17 protein-coding genes are annotated in these 18637 nt (G+C 49.9%); 16 read left to right on the top strand and 1 reads right to left on the bottom strand.

The features are described 5' to 3' along the window. Window positions 1-8 precede the first annotated feature (8 nt). The 13 genes from IJ22_RS13250 to IJ22_RS13190 all read left to right on the top strand — a co-directional run bounded on the left by IJ22_RS13250 (window position 9) and on the right by IJ22_RS13190 (window position 13306). Complete coding sequence (locus tag IJ22_RS13250) at window positions 9-1001, top strand: ABC transporter substrate-binding protein (protein WP_062409159.1); 993 nt, start codon at window positions 9-11, stop codon at window positions 999-1001. A gap of 331 nt (window positions 1002-1332) precedes the next feature. Further along, complete coding sequence (locus IJ22_RS13245; RefSeq protein ID WP_062409158.1) at window positions 1333-2145, top strand: alpha/beta hydrolase family protein; 813 nt, start codon at window positions 1333-1335, stop codon at window positions 2143-2145. 123 nt (window positions 2146-2268) lie between these two features. Next, window positions 2269-3879, top strand: coding sequence for an FAD-dependent oxidoreductase (locus tag IJ22_RS13240; protein ID WP_062409157.1), 1611 nt, complete (start codon window positions 2269-2271; stop codon window positions 3877-3879). A gap of 5 nt (window positions 3880-3884) precedes the next feature. Beyond that, complete coding sequence (locus tag IJ22_RS13235; protein ID WP_235594348.1) at window positions 3885-4163, top strand: 4Fe-4S dicluster domain-containing protein; 279 nt, start codon at window positions 3885-3887, stop codon at window positions 4161-4163. Window positions 4164-4258: 95 nt separating this feature from the next. Then, complete coding sequence (locus IJ22_RS13230; protein WP_082660803.1) at window positions 4259-5113, top strand: ABC transporter ATP-binding protein; 855 nt, start codon at window positions 4259-4261, stop codon at window positions 5111-5113. After that, window positions 5103-5957 (top strand): ABC transporter permease, encoded by an 855-nt coding sequence (locus tag IJ22_RS13225; protein WP_062409155.1) that lies wholly within the window; start codon window positions 5103-5105, stop codon window positions 5955-5957. Before IJ22_RS13230 ends, IJ22_RS13225 begins: the two co-directional genes overlap by 11 nt. A gap of 21 nt (window positions 5958-5978) precedes the next feature. Further along, entirely contained in the window at window positions 5979-7037 is a 1059-nt protein-coding gene (locus IJ22_RS13220; protein ID WP_062409154.1) for an ABC transporter substrate-binding protein, read from the top strand. A gap of 266 nt (window positions 7038-7303) precedes the next feature. Beyond that, the gene (locus IJ22_RS13215; protein WP_062409153.1) at window positions 7304-8095 is read left to right on the top strand and encodes an IclR family transcriptional regulator; all 792 of its coding nucleotides are present in this window, start codon (window positions 7304-7306) and stop codon (window positions 8093-8095) included. Window positions 8096-8294: 199 nt separating this feature from the next. Then, on the top strand, window positions 8295-10697 hold the full coding sequence (locus IJ22_RS13210; protein ID WP_062409152.1) for a xanthine dehydrogenase family protein molybdopterin-binding subunit: 2403 nt from the start codon (window positions 8295-8297) through the stop codon (window positions 10695-10697). Beyond that, the gene (locus IJ22_RS13205; RefSeq protein ID WP_062409151.1) at window positions 10684-11490 is read left to right on the top strand and encodes an N-acyl homoserine lactonase family protein; all 807 of its coding nucleotides are present in this window, start codon (window positions 10684-10686) and stop codon (window positions 11488-11490) included. The genes IJ22_RS13210 and IJ22_RS13205 overlap by 14 nt, the downstream gene beginning before the upstream one ends. Window positions 11491-11557: 67 nt before the next feature. Beyond that, window positions 11558-12496, top strand: coding sequence for an FAD binding domain-containing protein (locus tag IJ22_RS13200; protein WP_062409150.1), 939 nt, complete (start codon window positions 11558-11560; stop codon window positions 12494-12496). After that, window positions 12497-12997, top strand: coding sequence for a (2Fe-2S)-binding protein (locus tag IJ22_RS13195; protein ID WP_062409149.1), 501 nt, complete (start codon window positions 12497-12499; stop codon window positions 12995-12997). A 90-nt stretch (window positions 12998-13087) separates the two neighbouring features. Then, window positions 13088-13306, top strand: coding sequence for a tautomerase family protein (locus IJ22_RS13190; protein WP_062409148.1), 219 nt, complete (start codon window positions 13088-13090; stop codon window positions 13304-13306). A 152-nt stretch (window positions 13307-13458) separates the two neighbouring features. Here IJ22_RS13190 and IJ22_RS13185 read toward each other — a convergent pair whose 3' ends face one another. Continuing rightward, window positions 13459-14625 carry an iron-containing alcohol dehydrogenase gene (locus IJ22_RS13185; protein ID WP_054818789.1) on the bottom strand — a complete coding sequence of 389 codons (1167 nt, stop codon included), beginning with the start codon at window positions 14623-14625 and terminating at the stop codon, window positions 13459-13461. 150 nt (window positions 14626-14775) lie between these two features. Between IJ22_RS13185 and IJ22_RS27055 the strand changes: the two genes are divergently transcribed. The 3 genes from IJ22_RS27055 to IJ22_RS13175 all read left to right on the top strand — a co-directional run bounded on the left by IJ22_RS27055 (window position 14776) and on the right by IJ22_RS13175 (window position 18635). After that, window positions 14776-14949: a hypothetical protein gene (locus IJ22_RS27055; protein WP_160327381.1), complete on the top strand. Its 174-nt coding sequence runs from the start codon at window positions 14776-14778 to the stop codon at window positions 14947-14949. A gap of 64 nt (window positions 14950-15013) precedes the next feature. Next, the gene (locus tag IJ22_RS13180) at window positions 15014-16366 is read left to right on the top strand and encodes an MmgE/PrpD family protein (protein WP_062409147.1); all 1353 of its coding nucleotides are present in this window, start codon (window positions 15014-15016) and stop codon (window positions 16364-16366) included. A 124-nt stretch (window positions 16367-16490) separates the two neighbouring features. Further along, window positions 16491-18635 (top strand): hydantoinase/oxoprolinase family protein, encoded by a 2145-nt coding sequence (locus IJ22_RS13175; protein WP_062409146.1) that lies wholly within the window; start codon window positions 16491-16493, stop codon window positions 18633-18635. The last annotated feature ends 2 nt before the right edge of the window (window positions 18636-18637 follow it).

The following is an 18637-nucleotide window of genomic DNA, read 5'->3' as shown; positions in this document are numbered from 1 at the left end:
GTGACCCGATGCGGAAAGTTAGTGCGATTTTGCTCTCATTAGCCATGGCCGCAGGTTTAGCGGCATGCGGCAACCAAGCGGAACCCGCGCAAAAAAGTGATGTTACCGTCCGTGTTGGCATCCTGCGCGGTGCGGATCCGATGAACCTGGCGCAAAAGGAAGGCCCTCTTGAGAAACGGATAGAAGCCGCTGGTGCTAAGCTCGAAAGGTCGGGAAGCTTCCCCGCGTTTGCACCCGCAATCGAAGCTTTGACCGCTGGATCAATCGACATCACCGTTGGATCCATTACAGCGGGAATCAGTTCTCTCGTAGGCGGTACCTCAGATTTTAAGATCTTCGCTCGGCAGGAAAGTGACACCAATAATACCGGTATCGTTGCGAGGCCGGAATCGGGTATCCGCGGTCCGTCCGATCTCAAGGGCAAGAAGGTAGCCGTGAATCGCGGCGGAACAGGTGAATACCTGCTTTTTAAGGCCATAGACAAAGCAGGGCTCCAACCCGACGACGTTGAGTTTGTGTATCTTCCTCCAACCGAAGCCGGCCCGGCGTTCGGAGCCGGAAAAGTGGATGCGTGGGCCACATGGGGAGCATTCACGTCGCTTGCGAAGGAGCAGCACGGTGCCCAGCTCGTGATCCCGGCGTCAGTGATCGATACGCAAAATGATGTGATTTACGTTGTGCGAACCGCATTTCTGAATGAACATCCGCATTTGGTGCGGGAGTTCTTCGAGGGTCTGCGCGAGGAAGTAAATTTATCCGCCAAAAACCTTGATCAAACGACAAAACTGATCCAGAATATTCAAAACGTTTCCGAGCAAGTCGCCCGCCAACAAGCGAAAGAAGGCGTTATCCCGGTCGATTCGGTCGATGACACGATCCGCGACCGGTGGCAGGGTATTGCGGACTACGTTTTCGGCAAGGGGATCATCCCGAAGGCCGTCGACGTGAAGTCGCACACGGTGGACGCACAATCGATTGAAGCGGACAACCTAGCATCTTAGCATGCCATGGGCTAATCGATATGAGTTTGTCTCAGGGGTTTCGGGCAGGCCATTTCGCTTATGTTGGGGAATCCGGTATAACGGTGTCCGCGTACTTCTATGTCTACTATTCAGTCCAATTGCTTAGGGTTGACAGCATAAATATCCCATGATAAAGTGAGAAAACAAAGTAATTCGCTTTAATTAATCAGGTTTATAACCGACTATACTATTAGAGGTTTGTTTAATTCAACGAACGTTGAAGTTAAACAAGCCTCTTTTTGTTTAGTCGGGCAAATGACTCCATAGAAGGATGCAAGCGACAAACGATTCTGAGTGAGGAGATGATTTTATGGGAAAAGAAATTGCAGTCGAAAGCTTCAGTATCCAACAAGCCAATGGCCTGCCCTTGAAGGGTGAGGTACGCACGCAGATCGATGGCTCCGGGAAGCCGGTCTTGATTGTCAGCCACGGGTTTCGGGGACATCGGAATTGGGGGTTTTGGCCGGATGTTGCGAGTCGTTTTGCGGAACTGGGTTATTACACGGTGAATTTTGATTTTATCCGGATTGCAGCCCGTCATCTTCAAGTTGAGGAGGAGAAACTGGCCGAGGCCAGCACTATCACTCAAGAACTTCATGATTTAAATGCGGTTCTGTCGAATGTGCTTGAAGCAAAGCTGCCATTGGCAGGCGAAGCGGATCGCAGCCGTGTGAGCTTGTTGGGACACAGCCGTTCGGGAGGAAGCAGCATTATACTCGCCTCCGAGCAACCGGATGTTCGCGCAGTCATTGTTTGGAACGGCGGTTCCGGACCTGTTCGGTCCAATGGTGCAAACGGCTCTTCCCAAACCTTGATTGAGAAAGCTGTGAATGAGGATGTATCGTTGAATACTGAACGTTTCGACATTGTGAAGCATTTTAAAGAATTGCGTATTCCGGCTCTTGTGGTACAGGGCGATGCGGACAATGAGAGATTGCTCCAGCGAAATAAAGAACTGAAAGCTGCGGCCCCCCATCAGAAATTTATCGATATCGCCGGCGGAGATCATACCTTTGGAGTCGCGGATCCTTACCAAGGGTCTTCATCACAACTGGACCAAGCGGTTGAAGAAACCCATCGTTTTTTGCAGCTGGCTGTTACCGTTAAAGCCCCAACTTCATGATGGTTGAAAGGGGAGAACCGGAATCGCTTGCATAACCCCGGGAGTTAATGACCTGTTGAAAAAGATCTGTCGACAAAACGCTCGGACCTGCGAAATACTTTCAAATCACAGGAGGTATGAAAGATGGGTAACAGAGAAGAACTGAAGCTGGATACGGATGTACTGGTCATCGGCGGCGGTCCCGCCGGAACGTGGGCGGCGCTGACAGCCGCGGAAAGAGGAGCGGATGTGGTGCTGGTCGATAAGGGGTATTGCGGCACAAGCGGCGCAACGGCTCCTTCGGGAACAAGCGTATTATATGTCAATCCCGAACCCAAGCTTCGCGAGCAGGCGAGAACGGCGAGAGAAGCATTAGGAGGATATTTATCCGATGATGAGTGGTCGCATCGCATCATGCATCGTACATATGAGAATGTGAATCGTTTAGCGGACCTAGGGTATCCGTTCCCCGCCGTATATGAAGGATATGCTTATCGAAGCCAATTGCAGGGCCCTGAATACATGCGGCTGATGCGAAAGCTGGTCAAACGTGCCGGCGTTCGTATCCTCGATCATAGTCCCGCATTGGAATTGATCGTAGACGAGCATGGCGTCGGAGGCGCCAGAGGCACACAGACCCAGAAAGATCGGGATTGGACCATTCGCGCGGGAGCCGTTGTGATTGCCGCCGGCGGCTGCGCCTTCTTGAGCAAGGCTCTCGGGTGCAACGTGCTGACCGGCGACAGTTACTTATTGGCCGCCGAGAGCGGAGCCGATTTATCCGGGATGGAATTCTCCAATCACTATTCATTATCTCCCGCGTTCAGCAGCGTTACGAAAGGCCGGTTTTTCAATTATGCGACATTCTACTATGAAGACGGCACAGTGATTGAAGGCGCAGGCTCCCAAAAAGGACGCTCCCTGATCGCGAAAACCCTGCTCAATCAACCGGTTTATGCGCGTTTGGATCAGGTGGAGGAATACATGAAGGAATGGATGCCGAAAGCGCAGCCCAATTTCTTCCTCCCGTTCCGCCGCAAGGGCATCGATCCGTTCCGCGATTTGTTTCCGGTCATATTGCGCCTGGAAGGGACGGTGCGGGGCACGGGAGGCATCCATCTGACGGACGAATCCTGTGGAACGAAAGTGCCGGGACTTTATGCTGCCGGAGACGCCGCTACGCGTGAGTTGCTGTGCGGAGGATTTACGGGAGGAGGCAGCTATAACGCCGCCTGGGCCATTTCTTCCGGGTATTGGGCCGGGGAAGGTGCGGCGTTGTATGCGAAGCGGCTTGGCCCCAACAAAGCCAAACGGAATCTGACCGGCGCATCCGGCGCAGCTTTGAAAGGATATTCCGCTTCAACCGATGTTGCGAACAGCCGTGAAATTGTCAAGGCCGTCCAAGACGAAATTTTGCCGTATGACAAAAACCTGTTCCGGACCGAAGAGACGCTTACCGAATCTTTGCGTCGGCTCGACCACATTTGGTCGGAAATCAAGCGCGGAATCGGAGGAGTCCAAAACAATCTCGATCGGGTTCGGGCAAGAGAATCGGAAGCGATGGCCGCAACGGGCAGATGGATGTATACGACAGCGTTGGAACGAAAAGAAACACGCGGTATGCATAAACGTCTGGATTACCCCGAATTGGATGAAACGACTCCTCTTCACCGTTTGATTACTTCGGGAACCGATCAGATCGAAGTGTCCCGGGAATACCTGAAAACCGGGAAGAAGGAGGCTGCTGCGGTTTGATTGAGGTGTTAAACGAAGAAACTTGTATTTCCTGCAATATATGCGTATCGGTATGTCCAACGAATGTATTCGATCGCAAGACAGACGGCGTTCCCGCAATAGCGCGTGTAGACGACTGTCAGACATGTTTTATGTGTGAAGCGTATTGCCCTGTTGACGCCTTGTACGTTGCGCCCGATGCCGAGCAGCTGACGGGAATCCGGGTAACGGACTTGCCGGAAGACATTATTGGCGAATACCGCAAGCAAGTGTTTAAACATGACAAGATTCACGCTTCAAAATAACAGAATATAGCTAACTGGATCACTGGAGGCTGGATCAAACACAAGATTGAGCCTCTTTCTTTTTTTACATTTGTAAAGAAGGAGGGAAACGTACCATGTCATTAGCCGTCGGGCAAGCGGTTGCAGAGGGGATTTCTTCCAATCAGGAACAACCACAGCCAAAGCTGTCCGTTGAAAATCTAATGATTTCCTATGAAAACCATAAATCCGGTGAAACCACGGAAGCGGTTCATAACGTATCCCTGGACATCAAGCCCGGAGAGTTCGTGACGATCGTCGGCTTAAGCGGCTGCGGGAAATCGTCGTTTCTTAATGCCGTTGCGGGATTGCTCAAGGCGTCTGGCGGAACGATCCGGATAGACGGCAAACCGGTTCAACGTCCCGGCCCCGATCGTGCGGTTGTCTTCCAGAAAGCGTCTCTGCTGCCCTGGCGTACGACGCTTAAAAATATTACGTACGGACTCGAAATCATGGGCATACCTAAACGGGAAGCCGTAGAAAGAGCCAGAAAGTACATCAAAATGGCCAAGCTCGAGGACTATGAAAACTTTTATCCTTCTGCACTTTCAGGAGGTATGCAGCAAAGAGTGAATCTGGCAAGAGCGCTGGCATGCGAGCCGCAGGTGCTGCTGATGGATGAGCCCTTCTCGGCGCTTGACGCCATCACCCGCGAAGGTCTGCAAAATGAATTGCTGTTATTATGGGAGCTGACGAAAAAAACCGTACTCATGGTCACGCACCAAATCGACGAAGCCGTACTGTTGTCAGATCGGGTCATCGTATTTTCGCCCCGGCCGGCTGTAATCGTAAAGGAGATTCGCATTGATCTGCCAAGACCGCGAACGCCGGAAGTTAAACAAAATCCGTATTTTGATCAATTGACCCAGCGGGTATGGAGCGCCATCAATAAGTCGGCGGGAAAAAGGGTGAACCAGGACTATGAAATCTGAAGGAGACATTTTGACGAAATCCGCGATTTCTCTAACGGAACGAAAGCATCGGATCCATAAATACAAAATGGTGCTCAGAAAACTAAAGCAGACGGGAATCAGTCTTTCGTTAGGCGGCGGGGTGATCCTGCTCCTGCTAATGATATGGGAGATTTTTAGCATTTCGGGATGGGTCAAGCCTCAATTTTCGAGCTCGCCGACCCGGGTTTTGAACAAAGGCCTGGAGATGGCAGCGAGCGGCGAATTATGGAAACATACGATTGCCAGCGGTCAGATCTTTATTATCGGTTATGGATTGGCTGTCCTTGTCGGCGTACCGATCGGGATTTTGCTGGGTTGGTATAAACGGCTAAACCAGGCGTTCGGTCCGGTGGTTGCTGCCATGTACACGACGCCAAGAATCGCACTGATGCCCTTATTTATCATCTGGTTCGGATTGGGATCAAGTTCCAAGATCGTTCTGGTCTTCCTTAGCGCCATATTTCCGATCATTGTCAACATGGTTATGGGGATGAGAAGCATTGACGGGGATTTGACTAAAGTGGCGAAATCGTATAGTGCGTCACAGCGACAAATTTTCTGGACGATTGCGCTGCCGATGTCCGTGCCTTTCCTGATGACGGCTTTGCAGCTTGCGACAGGCAGGGCTTTGATTGGCGTAATCGGCGCCGAAATATTCGGATCGAAAGCAGGTCTCGGTTATATGATTATGTATGCCGGCGCTACGTTCCAAACCGACATCGTATTTTTGGGTGTGTTCATCATTGCGGCTTTCGGGATTGCGATGGATCGCTTTTGGTTTTATTTGAGTCAACGGTTTGACGCCTGGCGCGGCAATGACTAAGCAAAGGGGGCGTACAAAAAAATGAAGGCGATAAAATGGTTCGCTTGGATTGGCTCGGTATTTGTCTTGATCATGGCGTTATCCGCATGCGGCAGCAGTCCATCGAACGTAAACGGGGGGACAGCGAAAGAGTCCGGCAATCCTTCCAGTGGAGCGGAGCAAAACGCTGCGGAAACAAAGAAGCTTACCAAAATCGTATATGTGCAGTTAAAACCGGATTTAACGGATATTCATACTGATTTTGCCAAGGAGAATGGAATATATGAAAAGCATGGCATCGACCTGGATGTGATCCACTTTGACGCGGGAGGACCGGAAGCCTTGGCCGGAGTCGCCGGCGGGGATATCGATATGGGAAACTTCGGAACCCCGATCTTGACCGGCATTTCCCGCGGTGTCCCGATTAAGGTGGTGGCATCTCCCGCGATCAGGGAAAATCCGTTTGTGTTGGTCGGCGGAAAGAAGGTGGAAAAGGTTGAAGATGTGAAAGGCAAAGTGTTGGGAACAGGGGCGCTGGGCGGCGGAAACCACCAAGCCGCAAAAAATATTTTAAAAGAGTACGGAGTCCCGGAAACGGAAACCGATTTACGGCCTGCAGGCGGAGTCGACGCATATCTTTTGTTGGAGCAAGGTGTCGTTGACGCGGTTGTGGCGACGGAGCCGGCCGTCTCCAGAATTGAAAAGGACGGCATCGGAAAAACCATCGTGAAGGCCGCCGACATCGAGGTTTACAAAAACTATCAGCACAGCTTTGTGTTTGCCAGCGACGAATTAATCAAAACCAATCCCGATGCGGTTCGAGCGGTATTGGCGGGTCACAAAGAAGCGATTGAATATGCGAAGGAGCACGTTGAAGAGTTGATTGCGTACGCGTCTGAAAAGCTGGGCTATGAAGAAGATTTGGTTCGCGATTATTATCAAAAGATAATCCCCACCTGGATCGTGGACGGCAATGTCAATGTAGAAGGGACGCTAAATGCTTTCGAAATTTTAAAAGATCTGAATGAGCTGGACAAAAACTTCGATACCGCTCAGGAAAATTGGCTGAATCTGAGTTTTTTACCGGGCAGCGGCAAGTAACGCAATAGGCGATCTCGCTCATGTTGGAATATCATCATAATGGACAAGAACACAGACTTGACCTGTGCATTTGAGTTGCATAATGTATGCATTCATGCCAGGCAAGTCTTTTTTTGTCTAAGTAATTTGTGGCATATATTCATATTCCGCTTGCGTATAATAGGCTGTGAATGGAATAACGTTCCATTTACACCCAAGTGAAAAATCGGCATTCATACCCGGCAGCTGGCAGCCAATCCTCATGAAGAAAGGAGTGAATCGTCATTTTGGAAGGGACTGAGCATCAACAGGTCAACTCTACCGTGGAGCGCGCCTTAATCCTCTTGGAATTGGTATCCGAGAAGGGCGAAGGAGTAGCTCTTGCGGAATTAGTGAAGGAGGTCGGTTTACCCAAGACTACGATCTATAGGCTTTTGGAAACTTTAAAAAGCCGGAATTACGTTCAATTCGATCCGAGTACGGACAAATATTCGATTGGTTTGAAGACGCTGGAGATCGGAGTATTCGGACTGCATAAAATGCAAATCGTAGAAGTCGCCTCCCGTCATTTGCGTGAATTGTCGGAGATTACCGGGGAAACTTCTTTTTTTGCGGCCTATCATAGCGGTGAAACCGTCTACCTTTATAAAATTGAGGGTTCAAGATCAATTAGTATAAGGGCTGAGTTAGGCATGAGGAGACCTGTTCACTGCACCGCCGTAGGAAAAGCCATACTGTCCACTTATTCAAGAGAAGAAGTGAACCGGATTATTCAAGAAAAAGGGATGGCCCGATATACGCCAAATACCATTGTGGATCTTGAACAGCTGCATGAGGAGCTAAGAAACATACGCAAAGCCGGCTATGCAATGGACCGTGAAGAAATCGAAGCGGGCCTAACCTGTTATGCGGTTCCCATCTACAATTACACCGGACGATCGGTAGGAACAATTAGTCTGGGCGGTCCTGCTTCCCGCATGGTGGAAAATAAGAACGAATTAACCCGCGAGCTAATGGAAGCCGGATTGCGCATTTCCCGGAGACTGGGGTTTGTTCCAAGGATCGGTTCCAAACTCTAAATGCACTAAATGCAGCGTAACGTAACTTCATCCGTTAGACTGCATGATGGATTCCCCGGAAATCATCCTGAAAGACTAACGGAACTGTCTTTTATTACAGAATGCAACCGTTTACATCGGACTGCATCTTGTTTCATAATTGCCGGCAGGTCATCAGGATCAGGAATTTCAATGCAAGTTCTGAGGAGGCGATGTTGTCATGACAGAAACGAAAACCGGATTGGGAGTCAGTTATAAGCGGAAAGAGGACCCGAGATTGTTAACCGGTTATGGCCGTTTCACGGATGACATTGAATTGAAAGGGATGCTTCACCTGGCGATCTTGAGAAGCCCTCATGCTCATGCTTATATTCGAAACATCGATACAAGCCAAGCGCAAAAATTACCGGGTGTGGTTGCCGTTCTGACGGGTGAAGAGTCGCTGAAATATACAGGGAGATTGGCAACGACGATTGATATATTCAATAAAGTTCCGGAGGTATATCCGATTGCGCACCGGAAGGTCCGCTTTGTCGGTGAGGCCGTTGCTGTAGTTGCGGCGGTTGACCGGTATATTGCGGAAGATGCGGTTGATTTGATCCAAGTGGACTACGAGCCTCTTCCCGCGGTTGTGACGATCGAAGACGCCTTGAAACCTGCTGCCCTTCTTTATGAGGAGTGGGGCGATAATATCCAACAAGATTGGAAAAGTACCATCGGCGACATTGAGGAAGCCTTTAAGAACTCGGCATACGTATTTGAAGAGACCATCACCCACAGTCGCTATACCGGGACCCCGATTGAATCACGCGTTTGTATAGCGGATTATAACCCGGGTTCCCGGAAATTAACCGTCACCTGTTCGACGCAAGCTCCGCATCAGGTACGTACACTGATCGCCCAAACGTTAAAGATGCCTGAACACCATATTCGAGTCATTGCACCTGATGTGGGTGCGGGATATGGGACCAAATTACAGGCCGATGCCGAAATCATCGTTTGTATTATGGCGCGCAAGTTGGGCAAGCCGGTGAAATGGACCGAAGACCGGGTGGAAAATATGTTGTCCGGCATGCAATCGCGCGACTATTCCTGCACAATAAAGATCGGTCTTGACCAGGATTATCGGATCACGGGTCTTCAAGCCAAATTGCTTGCAAACATAGGTATGGACGGAACTTGCCACGGCCCGGGTACACCGGCCCTGCTGGTAGCCGGATCGTATTTTCCCGGAGCCTATAAAATTCCTGTTTATGATGTTGAAGTGCTTGGGGTTGTCTCCAACAAAGGGCCTTATGGCGCCCATCGCGGCTACGGTAAGGATATCGCGAGCTACCCTGTGGAACGCATGATGGATATGGTGGCCCAGTGTCTAAAGATTTCTCCAATAGAATTACGCAACCGCAATTTTATTACGAAGGATGAATACCCGTACCGGAATATTGCCGGCCCGATTTATGACAGCGGTGATTTTGATCAATTAATGCGTCTTGCCCTGGAGAAGGCCGGTTACGATCGTTTGAAAGAGCGGCAAAAAGAATTGCGCAAGCAGGGCAAATATATAGGAATCGGTATTTCAGCCATGCTTGAGCCTTCAGGGGCTGCGGTATTTAACGGGATCTTTAACGGTTTCCAGGCGGCTACGGTCCGCATGACCCCGGAGGGAGGTTTTCAAATCCTGACGAGTCATCAAAATATAGGGCAGGGCGTTGAAACTACATTGCCGCAAATCGTATCCGACATTATGAAAGTAGACATTGATAATATTACGTTCTTGTACGGAGACACCGATGTAACTCCTTATGGATTGGGACCTTTCTCATCCCGCGGAGCAACGTTCACCGTATCGGCTGTACATGAAGCGGCTAAATTGCTGCGGGATAAATTAATCAAAATTGCCGGACATCTTCTCCGGATAGATCCGAGCGAGCTTGAAGTGGATAACGGTTTCATAAGAAAAAGAGGAAGCAGCGCTCAAGAGGAATCCATCCGTCTCAAGGACCTTGGAAATAAAATTCATCTTTGGCCTGGGCCATACGGCACGATTCCCGAGGGATTGGATGTGAATTTGGAATGCACCTACACATGGACCAGTCCGTCGGTCACATGGGAACCGGACGAGAACGGCCGGGTCAATCTGTATACGACCCATCCGACAGGAGTGTTCATTGCCGTAGTAGAGGTGGATGTTCAGACGGGGCAAATTAAAATCGAAAAATTTGTAGTTTCCCATGACTGCGGAACCATTATTAATCCCATGATCATCAACGGACAAATTGCCGGCGGTATTGCTCACGGAATCGGCGGCGCCCTAATGGAGGATTTGGCGTATGATTCAAGCGGTTCATTAGTCAATCTTGATTTCCAAACCTATTTGTGTCCAACCGCGATGGAAGTACCGGTTATCGAATCCCATCATATTCAATGTCCTTCTCCTTTTACTCCGCTAGGTACCAAGGGAATGGGGGAAGGCGGGGCCATCCCGTCGCCTGCCGCCGTCGCCAATGCGGTGGAGGATGCCTTGGAGCCATTCGGTGTAAGGGTGAAAAACCTGCCGCTTTCGCCGGAGAAGGTATTGCAATGGATTAAACGAGGTGAGAGAAACGCTTATGCCAAATCCTGACTGGAAAATCTACCCTTTGCTTCTCGGAGAAGCCGATGTGCCGCAAGTTCTGGACGCGTTCTGGTCGCTGTCCCGTGAAAAGTCGCTTGTAAGCGTCCCAATTACGGCATGGCTGCTGGTACCTCAGCACGGAGGCGAACCCATTCTCGTCGATACCGGTTTTCGTGACGCGGAACGTTGTGTGCAGCTGCAAGGTCTGGGTCCGCATCGATCCAAGCCTGAATGGACGCTGAAGGCGCAGCTGTCCAAGTACGGCTACAGTTTGGAGGATATCCCAACGGTCATTTTCACGCACCTCCACTACGATCACGCGGGGGGATGCGGGCTGCTGCCTCGCGCCAAAATCATTATTCAGCGGACGGAATTGCAGGCGGCGGCAGTTCCCATGGTTTCCCGCGAGCTCGATTTCGGCGGCGGCGCTCTTTTCTATGATCGTAAAGACATTGCGGAATTAATTGATCCGTTATGGTCCAGAGTACACTTGATTGATGGGGATGAAGAAATTGCTCCAGGCGTCAGATGCGTTTTATTCTCGAATACGCACACCCCGGGAAGTCAAGCCGTCTACGTCCGGACTTCTGCGGGTAACGCCGTGATTTTGGGTGATATCGCCCGAAAAGTGGAGCTAAATGTCAACAAGGGGATCCCGCCGGGCCTGTTTTACGATTTGGAGGCCGCGTACCGCGCGATGAAGAAGATCAAGAGGGATGCCGATTTTGTTCTTCCTTCCCATGACTATGAGGAGCTTAGGAAGTATTCGGAGGGACTCCCTTTTGGAGAAAAGCAAGCATGAGGAAGAATCGGCAAAGCCAGCTAGCCAATTTCTGGATTATTTATCCGGGAAGGACAGGTGAATCAGGATGAAACCCGCTCCATTTGAATATGTGGTTGCCCACAGTGTAAGTGAAGCCATTCATGCCTTACAAAAATACGGAGCAGATTCCCGCATTATTGCCGGAGGTCAAAGCCTTCTTCAAGAAATGAATATGCGTCAAACCAGACCCTCCTATATTGTAGATATCAATGGCATTACCGATTTGGACTATGTTCGGCTAACCTCGGACAGTTTGGCCATTGGAGCGTTGACCCGCCATCGTACGATTGAACGTTCGGACCTGGTAGAGTCTCATTGCCCTATTTTACGGAAAGCGGCTGAGCATATAGCGCATTTTCAGATTCGCAATCGCGGGACGATCGGCGGAAGTCTGGTTCAAAATGCGCCGGGGGCTGAATTTGGAGTCGTTGCCCGTTTGCTTGACGCCGAGATGGTCATTGCAGGACCGCAAGGCGAGCGAACCGTCCCGGCAGCAGGCTTTTTTCAAAGCCATTTCACCACCGTACTCAATCCGAATGAAATGTTGACCGAAATCCGGTTTCCGCTGCTTTCAAAAACGACCGGCTATGCCTTCCTGGAAGTGACCCGGCGTCACGGCCATGTCCCTATCGTGTCTGCAGCTGCCACGCTTGACCTGGATGATAAGGGCACCATTATCGATGTGCGGGTAGCTCTGGGGAATGTGAGCGGCGAAGGCGTGCCTTACCGTGTCCGGGCGGTAGAGAAATGGCGCGGCTTAACGTTCGGTCATGAATGGGTTGAGCAGCTCCAAAAAGACATTCAAGCGGAAGTCAATCCGGATGAGGAAGCGGATAAACAGGCGGCATTTGTCAAGCAATTTTCCGATATCAAGGGCCGGAGAGTATCGGAGATTGCCAGTGCTGAATACAGGAAGGAAGCGGCGGCCGTTTTAAGCGGCAGAGCATTAAAGATGGCTTACGAACAATGGAAGGGAGTAAAGTAAATGGCTGAGGCGGTGGGCACACAAAAAATATCCGTGACGGTTAATGGAGTAAAGTACGAGCGGGAAGTAAATGTCCGCACGCTGCTGACCGATTTTATTCGCCGGGAATTGGGGCTGACAGGCACCCATGTAGGATGTGAACAAGGGGTTTGCGGCGCTTGCACGATATTGCTGGATGGCGACGCCGTCCGGTCCTGCCTGACTTTGGCCGTACAGGCAAACGGCCGGTCGGTGACTACGATCGAAGGGTTGGGCTCGCCTGAACAGCTTCATCCCATTCAAGAGGCCTTCCGGGAGAAGCACGGATTGCAGTGCGGGTTCTGTACACCCGGATTTATAATCACTGTCTCCGCCTATCTTGCCGAGAATCCTGACCCGTCGGAACACGAGATCCGTGAAGCGTTATCCGGCAATATATGCCGCTGCACCGGGTACCAAAACATCATCGAATCCGTCATCGAGGCAGCGCAAAAAATGAAAGCAATCGAACCGGCGACTTAAATTGATACCGGAAAGCTTGGGGCCTCCTGGGAAAGGTGCAAGTGGAAGCAGGCGGCGTAGTTGTACATTAGGGATCGGAGGAGATTTCACATGCCCTATATTGAACTGAAATTGGTGGAAGGCCGGGATTTGGAAACGAAAAGAAAGCTGGTTGCCGGAATCACGAAGGCTTGCTGCGAGGCCTTATCCGTCACGCCGGGTGATGTGCGGGTCGAATTGATCGAGCTTAAAGCAGACTTGTTCAGCATAGCTGGGGAATTGGTTTACGATACGAGGAGAAAAAACGATAGCGGAGGTAACGATCGATGAAGCTTGGCAGCAGCTATAACGGCATCGCTAAAGTTAAAGCCTCTACGCTGTAACGGAATATAGATTAAAGGAGCTGTCCTTCCAATCGGAAGGCAGCCCCTTAGATCAACCGAAGTTTTTGGATTGCCTTTTTGGTGTAGCCTATGAAGAAATTAGAACGTTACGTCTTCGCCTTTAAACGCGGCGATGTACAGTTTTTTCATTTCTTCTACCGACGTTTCACGCGGGTTCGTACCTGTGCATGGATCTTTCACGGCGTTTGCCGCCATGCTGTCCATATGCGCGTTGAAGAGTTCTTCGGACACACCGTACTCTTTCAGCGTGCTGGGGATACCCATATTACGGTTCAACTCACGGACCCAAGCTACCAGCGCATCTACCAGCTCATCCGTCGATTGGCCGTTAAGACCGATCCGTTTGGCAATGGCCGCATAGCGGTCGGCGACAACCGTACGGTTAAACTGGATGACGTAAGGCAAATAAATCGCATTGGCACAGCCGTGCGGAATATCGAAGGTCGGGCCGCTTTTGTGGGAAAGGCTGTGAACATTACCCAGCACTGCGTTGGCGAAAGCCATACCGGCCATACCTTGGGCGATATGCATCGCTTCGCGCGATTGCGGATTGCCTTCGTACGAGTGAAGAAGATGCTGTTTCACCAACTCGACCGATTCAATCGCCAGCGCATCGGTTAGTAGAGTGCGGGGCTTGGCTACATATGATTCAATCCCGTGAGTCAGCGCGTCCATGCCGGTATAGGCCGTTATTTGTTTAGGCATAGATTCTACCATCGAAGGATCGATGATCGCCAGATCCGGTGTCAGCTCGAAATCGGCGAGGGGGTATTTGATACCCGTTTTCTCGTCAATGACGACCGACAGATTTGAAATTTCCGAGGCGCTGCCGCTTGTCGTCGGAATACCGATGAATTTGGCTTTGGTCCGCAATTTAGGCATGGTAAACGGACGGCTTGCCTCTTCGAAGGTAAGCTGCGGATGTTCATAGAATACCCACATGGCTTTCGCAGCATCCATCGGTGAGCCTCCGCCAATGCCGATCACCCAGTCCGGCTGGAACTCGTTGAGGGCTTTGACCCCTTCCATGACCATCGCGACGGTCGGTTCCGAGATTATCCCTTCGATGACCCGTGTTTCTATGCCGGCTTCCGCAAGCATGCTTTCAATTTGGGCGAGTTTGCCACTCGCTTTGACTGAACCTCCTCCGATGACAAGCACGGCTCTTTTTCCCTCTAATGTTTTGAGGATTTCCAAAGCGCCATGCCCATAATATATATCACGTGGAATTGTAAATCGATTCATACTAAGTGTTCACTCCTTTTTCTGTCTTAGGTTGTATATGTGTCCGTCGGCCACAGGAGTTATATTAAACCCAAAGTTTTTAGAAAGGAAGTACGCACTTTAATGTTATGTAGTGACTTATAGCATACTATTGAAAGGAGGCTGATAATCATGGCGAGTGAGGTAAAAGACCGAATTAATATAAGGGAGATGAGTGGCAAGAAGGAATTAACGCTTGCAGTCACAGGCGGCAAGTGGAAGTTGATCGTACTTTTTTATACCGAAAAACTTTTTCAGCTCCCCAAACGAATTAACGTTGACTGTGGAAATGAAGCGGTGATATAATTCAGAACATACAGACTATTCCAACAACTAACGATTGATTTTTCATTTTGAAAGGAGAGGAGAAATGTCTCAAACCGTTAGTGAAACACTGGCTTCGTTCGTCCATCGTCTGCGTTTTGAGGAAATTCCGGTTGAAGTTGTGCAAAAAGCCAAAACCTGCCTTATCCACGGAATCGGTGTTGGTCTCGCTGGTTACGACACGGATTTCCCGCGAATTGCTGCGGAAATCGCCGGCGTGAACGGCAGAGGAGCACATGAAGCGACTTTATTGTACAACGGCTCCAAATGTACGGTTATGGAAGCCGCTTTTGCAAACGCTGTCATGCTTCACAGCCGCGTTCAGGAGGACACGCATAATACGGCACACTTGGGTACAATCGTCATTCCGGTTGTATTGGCGTTGGGAGAATCAAGGGGGGCCAGCGGAAAAGAAATCCTGACAGCGCTCATAGCGGGCTATGAAGTTGGAGGTGCCCTTAGCAGGCACTACACTTCCCAGTCCACGCCGCGAGGATTCAGGGCGAGCTCGGTTTATGGCATTTTGGGAGCGTCCGCCGCAGCGGCCAAGCTTCTTCATTTAACGGAAGAACAGACCGCCCATGCTTTAGGCTTTGCAGCAAGCTTTGCTTTCGGAACTTTGGAAGCGTTTGCGGCCGGAACTATGGAATGGAGGTTTGAGAACGGGCTGGCGGCCAAAAACGGAATATTATGCGCTTTATTAGCTCAACGCGGTGCTGTTGCTACCACATTGGCTTTCGAAGGAAATGCGGGTTTTTTACATGCTTTTGCCGGAAATCATAAAGATCCGTTAAAGTGTGTACAGCATTTAGGCAAGGTGTATGAAATCTTAAATGTGACCTTCAAGTTGTATCCGGTTTGTGCCTTCAATCAATCTCCTGTGATCAACGCTCTTGAGATGAAAAAGGAATTTGATATCCAGGTGGAACAGATTCAAAGCATCGTAATCGAAATGAACGATTATGAAGCCAATTATCCGGGAATGAGTTCCAAAGGTCCTTTTCAAAATATCAGTCAGACGTTGATGAGTGCCCCTTTTTGCGTCTCGTCCTCTTTGATGGATGGTGAAATGACGCTAGCAAACCTCAAAAGATTCGAGCATGAAACGTTAAATCAGTTAATCGGCAAAACGACCATAATCCCTGAAAAAAACATGAATCCTCTATGCAACAAAATCTCTGTAGAACTCAAAAACGGCCAAAAATTGGTCAGAGAAATGAATATTACACAGGACTATTATAATTTGGAGACCGAAAGAGATATTGAAATCATTCGCGATCTTAGAAAAGAGATGCAGATTTCATCGGAACAATTGGAGCAGTTAATCCATGAGCTGCTTTCTCTCGAGAACAAGCCCAATCTTTCGGCCCTTATACCCAATACGACAGCAGCGGGCTAAAATATGTATGCCATTAAAATACCGTCTAGTCGGTTTTTTTGATGGCCATTCTTTGGCGAATAAAAATACCATCTGGTCAGTATGTTATTACAAAATAACAACACTTGAAAGGATGAAGGTATGTATGGAGAGCTCGAAGCTTGACTTGATCTGTTCTGTCGACATTGGCGGAACATTTACGGATTCCGTGCTTGTTGCAAGTGATGGGACGGTTGTTGAAGGAAAAGCCCTGACCACCTACCATGATAAATTCAACTCCGGTTTTTTTAACAGCATTGAATCCGCAGGCGAGAAGCTCGGTTTAAGCCCGGCGGAACTTTATCGAAATATAAGCATGATTTCACACGGCTCTACCGTGGCAACCAATACGGTAGTGGAGAATAATGGATCGCGCGTAGGATTGCTGACAACCTATGGTTTTGAGGATACCATCAACATGATGCGCGGATTGGGACGTGTAACGGGAGAGCCGTCGGAAAATATACTGAAGGTGACCGAGACGGTCAAGCCAAAACCTCTGGTACCCAAGGAGCTCATCATTGGGGTGACCGAGCGAATCGATTCGCAGGGCGAAGTGATTGTACCGCTAAATGAAAGTCATGTAAGGGAAGCCGCCCGTAAGTTATTGGAGCAAAACGTGGATGCCGTCGCGATTTCATTCCTTTGGTCGTTTAAAAATCCGGAACATGAACAGCGGGCCAAAGAAATAATTCACGAAATGGACGATTCCGTCTTCGTTACTTGTGGACATGAGGTGACAAAAACGTTAGGAGAATACGAACGGACGGTGGCGGCGGTCATCAATGCTTATGTCGGGCCGGTTACTTCCAGGTATTTGGAGGAAATCAGCGGCAGTCTTCAAACGAAAGGCGTTAAAGCTCCTTTGCTGATCATGCAGTGTCACGGGGGAATGATCCCGCTCGAACGAAGCAAGCAGCTGCCTGTTCAAACGATCGGTTCGGGTCCTGTCGGCGGTATCATGGGCTGCGTGAAGATCATGAAGGAATTAGATATTCATAATCTGATCGGCACCGATATGGGCGGCACCAGTTTTGATATCGGGATTATTCGGGACGGACAGCCGCTTTCCGCCGAAAAAACCGTTTTAGAGAAGTATCAATATAACGTGCCCAATGTTGAAATCATTTCTATTGGTGCCGGCGGCGGAAGCATCGCGTGGATTGATCCCTACAGCAAGGCCATGCGGGTAGGGCCGAAAAGCGCAAAAGCAAATCCCGGTCCCGCGTGCTACAGAATGGGCGGCACAGAACCTACTGTAACCGATGCGGACCTTCTGTTAGGGTATATTGATCCGGAAGCGGTGTTTGGATTCGGAAAGGGTCGCGGACTTAAACCAAGCGTGGAGTTGGCGGAAAAAGCCATGGGTAACATTGCCGAGCAGCTTGGCATTTCCACCATTGAGGCCGCATTGGGGACGGTGGAGATTGTCAATGCGAAAATGGCGAATCTGATTGAAAACGAGGTTATCGGAAGAGGCTTTGACCCACGGGATTTTGCAGTCGTCGCATACGGGGGAGCCGGCCCTATCCATGCTGCGGCTTATGCGCGTGATTTGGGAATCCAAATGATTATTGTTCCTGGTGAAACTTCCTCTGTTTGGTCGGCGTTTGGTATATCCACAAGCGATATCCGCTATGAACTTGAAGGAGAAGTTGGGCTTCTTTCGCCCTTTTCTCCGGAAAGTCTCGAAAAGCCATTCCTCGAACTGGAAAAGAAAGGAGCGGAGATTGTCGCAACGGAAGTCGGCGAAGATATACCCGTCCACTTTTCACGCTATGCGAAAATACGCTATCAATGGCAGCGGCATGAGTTGGAAATCAAGGTTCCGACAGGAAAATTGGATGAAGCCGTGCTGACGGATCTACTTACTGAATTTTCGCGTCAGTATGAGGAGCGGTACGGCTCGGCCGCACTTCTGCCCGAAGCAAGGATTGAAATTGTTTCTGTTCGCTGCGAACCGATGGTAGAAGTACGTAAGTTTGACAGAAAAGCGGATTTACATAGCAGCAAATCTCCAAGCGATCAAGCCAGGAAGCCCAGCCGGAAAGTATACTTTAGCCGTCATCGTCCGCCTGTGGATGCCGATATTTACAATGGGAGTTTACTGACAAGCGGGAATGTGGTGGCAGGACCGGCCGTCATTGATTTGCAAGGGACTTCTATCGTGGTGTACGAAAATCAAACCGTGACCAAAACGGATCATGGCGACTACATGATTCGGATCAATTCCAATTCGGAGGAGGAATAGCC

Origin of the sequence: Paenibacillus naphthalenovorans, from assembly GCF_001465255.1 — a bacterium.
GTDB classification, from domain to species: Bacteria; Bacillota; Bacilli; order Paenibacillales; family NBRC-103111; genus Paenibacillus_G; species Paenibacillus_G naphthalenovorans.
Note: the sequence above shows the minus strand (reverse complement) of the source record. Positions and strands in the feature narration are given on the sequence as shown.

What these genes read in the sequence shown, in the direction of transcription:
- IJ22_RS13230 (WP_082660803.1), top strand. Translation starts at nt 4,259, where the DNA reads ATGTCATTAGCCGTCGGGCAAGCGGTTGCAGAGGGGATTTCTTCCAAT.
- IJ22_RS13175 (WP_062409146.1), top strand. Translation starts at nt 16,491, where the DNA reads ATGGAGAGCTCGAAGCTTGACTTGATCTGTTCTGTCGACATTGGCGGA.
- IJ22_RS13220 (WP_062409154.1), top strand. Translation starts at nt 5,979, where the DNA reads ATGAAGGCGATAAAATGGTTCGCTTGGATTGGCTCGGTATTTGTCTTG.
- IJ22_RS27055 (WP_160327381.1), top strand. Translation starts at nt 14,776, where the DNA reads ATGGCGAGTGAGGTAAAAGACCGAATTAATATAAGGGAGATGAGTGGC.
- IJ22_RS13225 (WP_062409155.1), top strand. Translation starts at nt 5,103, where the DNA reads ATGAAATCTGAAGGAGACATTTTGACGAAATCCGCGATTTCTCTAACG.
- IJ22_RS13180 (WP_062409147.1), top strand. Translation starts at nt 15,014, where the DNA reads ATGTCTCAAACCGTTAGTGAAACACTGGCTTCGTTCGTCCATCGTCTG.
- IJ22_RS13205 (WP_062409151.1), top strand. Translation starts at nt 10,684, where the DNA reads ATGCCAAATCCTGACTGGAAAATCTACCCTTTGCTTCTCGGAGAAGCC.
- IJ22_RS13250 (WP_062409159.1), top strand. Translation starts at nt 9, where the DNA reads ATGCGGAAAGTTAGTGCGATTTTGCTCTCATTAGCCATGGCCGCAGGT.
- IJ22_RS13245 (WP_062409158.1), top strand. Translation starts at nt 1,333, where the DNA reads ATGGGAAAAGAAATTGCAGTCGAAAGCTTCAGTATCCAACAAGCCAAT.
- IJ22_RS13210 (WP_062409152.1), top strand. Translation starts at nt 8,295, where the DNA reads ATGACAGAAACGAAAACCGGATTGGGAGTCAGTTATAAGCGGAAAGAG.
- IJ22_RS13200 (WP_062409150.1), top strand. Translation starts at nt 11,558, where the DNA reads ATGAAACCCGCTCCATTTGAATATGTGGTTGCCCACAGTGTAAGTGAA.
- IJ22_RS13190 (WP_062409148.1), top strand. Translation starts at nt 13,088, where the DNA reads ATGCCCTATATTGAACTGAAATTGGTGGAAGGCCGGGATTTGGAAACG.
- IJ22_RS13240 (WP_062409157.1), top strand. Translation starts at nt 2,269, where the DNA reads ATGGGTAACAGAGAAGAACTGAAGCTGGATACGGATGTACTGGTCATC.
- IJ22_RS13185 (WP_054818789.1), bottom strand. Translation starts at nt 14,625, where the DNA reads ATGAATCGATTTACAATTCCACGTGATATATATTATGGGCATGGCGCT.
- IJ22_RS13195 (WP_062409149.1), top strand. Translation starts at nt 12,497, where the DNA reads ATGGCTGAGGCGGTGGGCACACAAAAAATATCCGTGACGGTTAATGGA.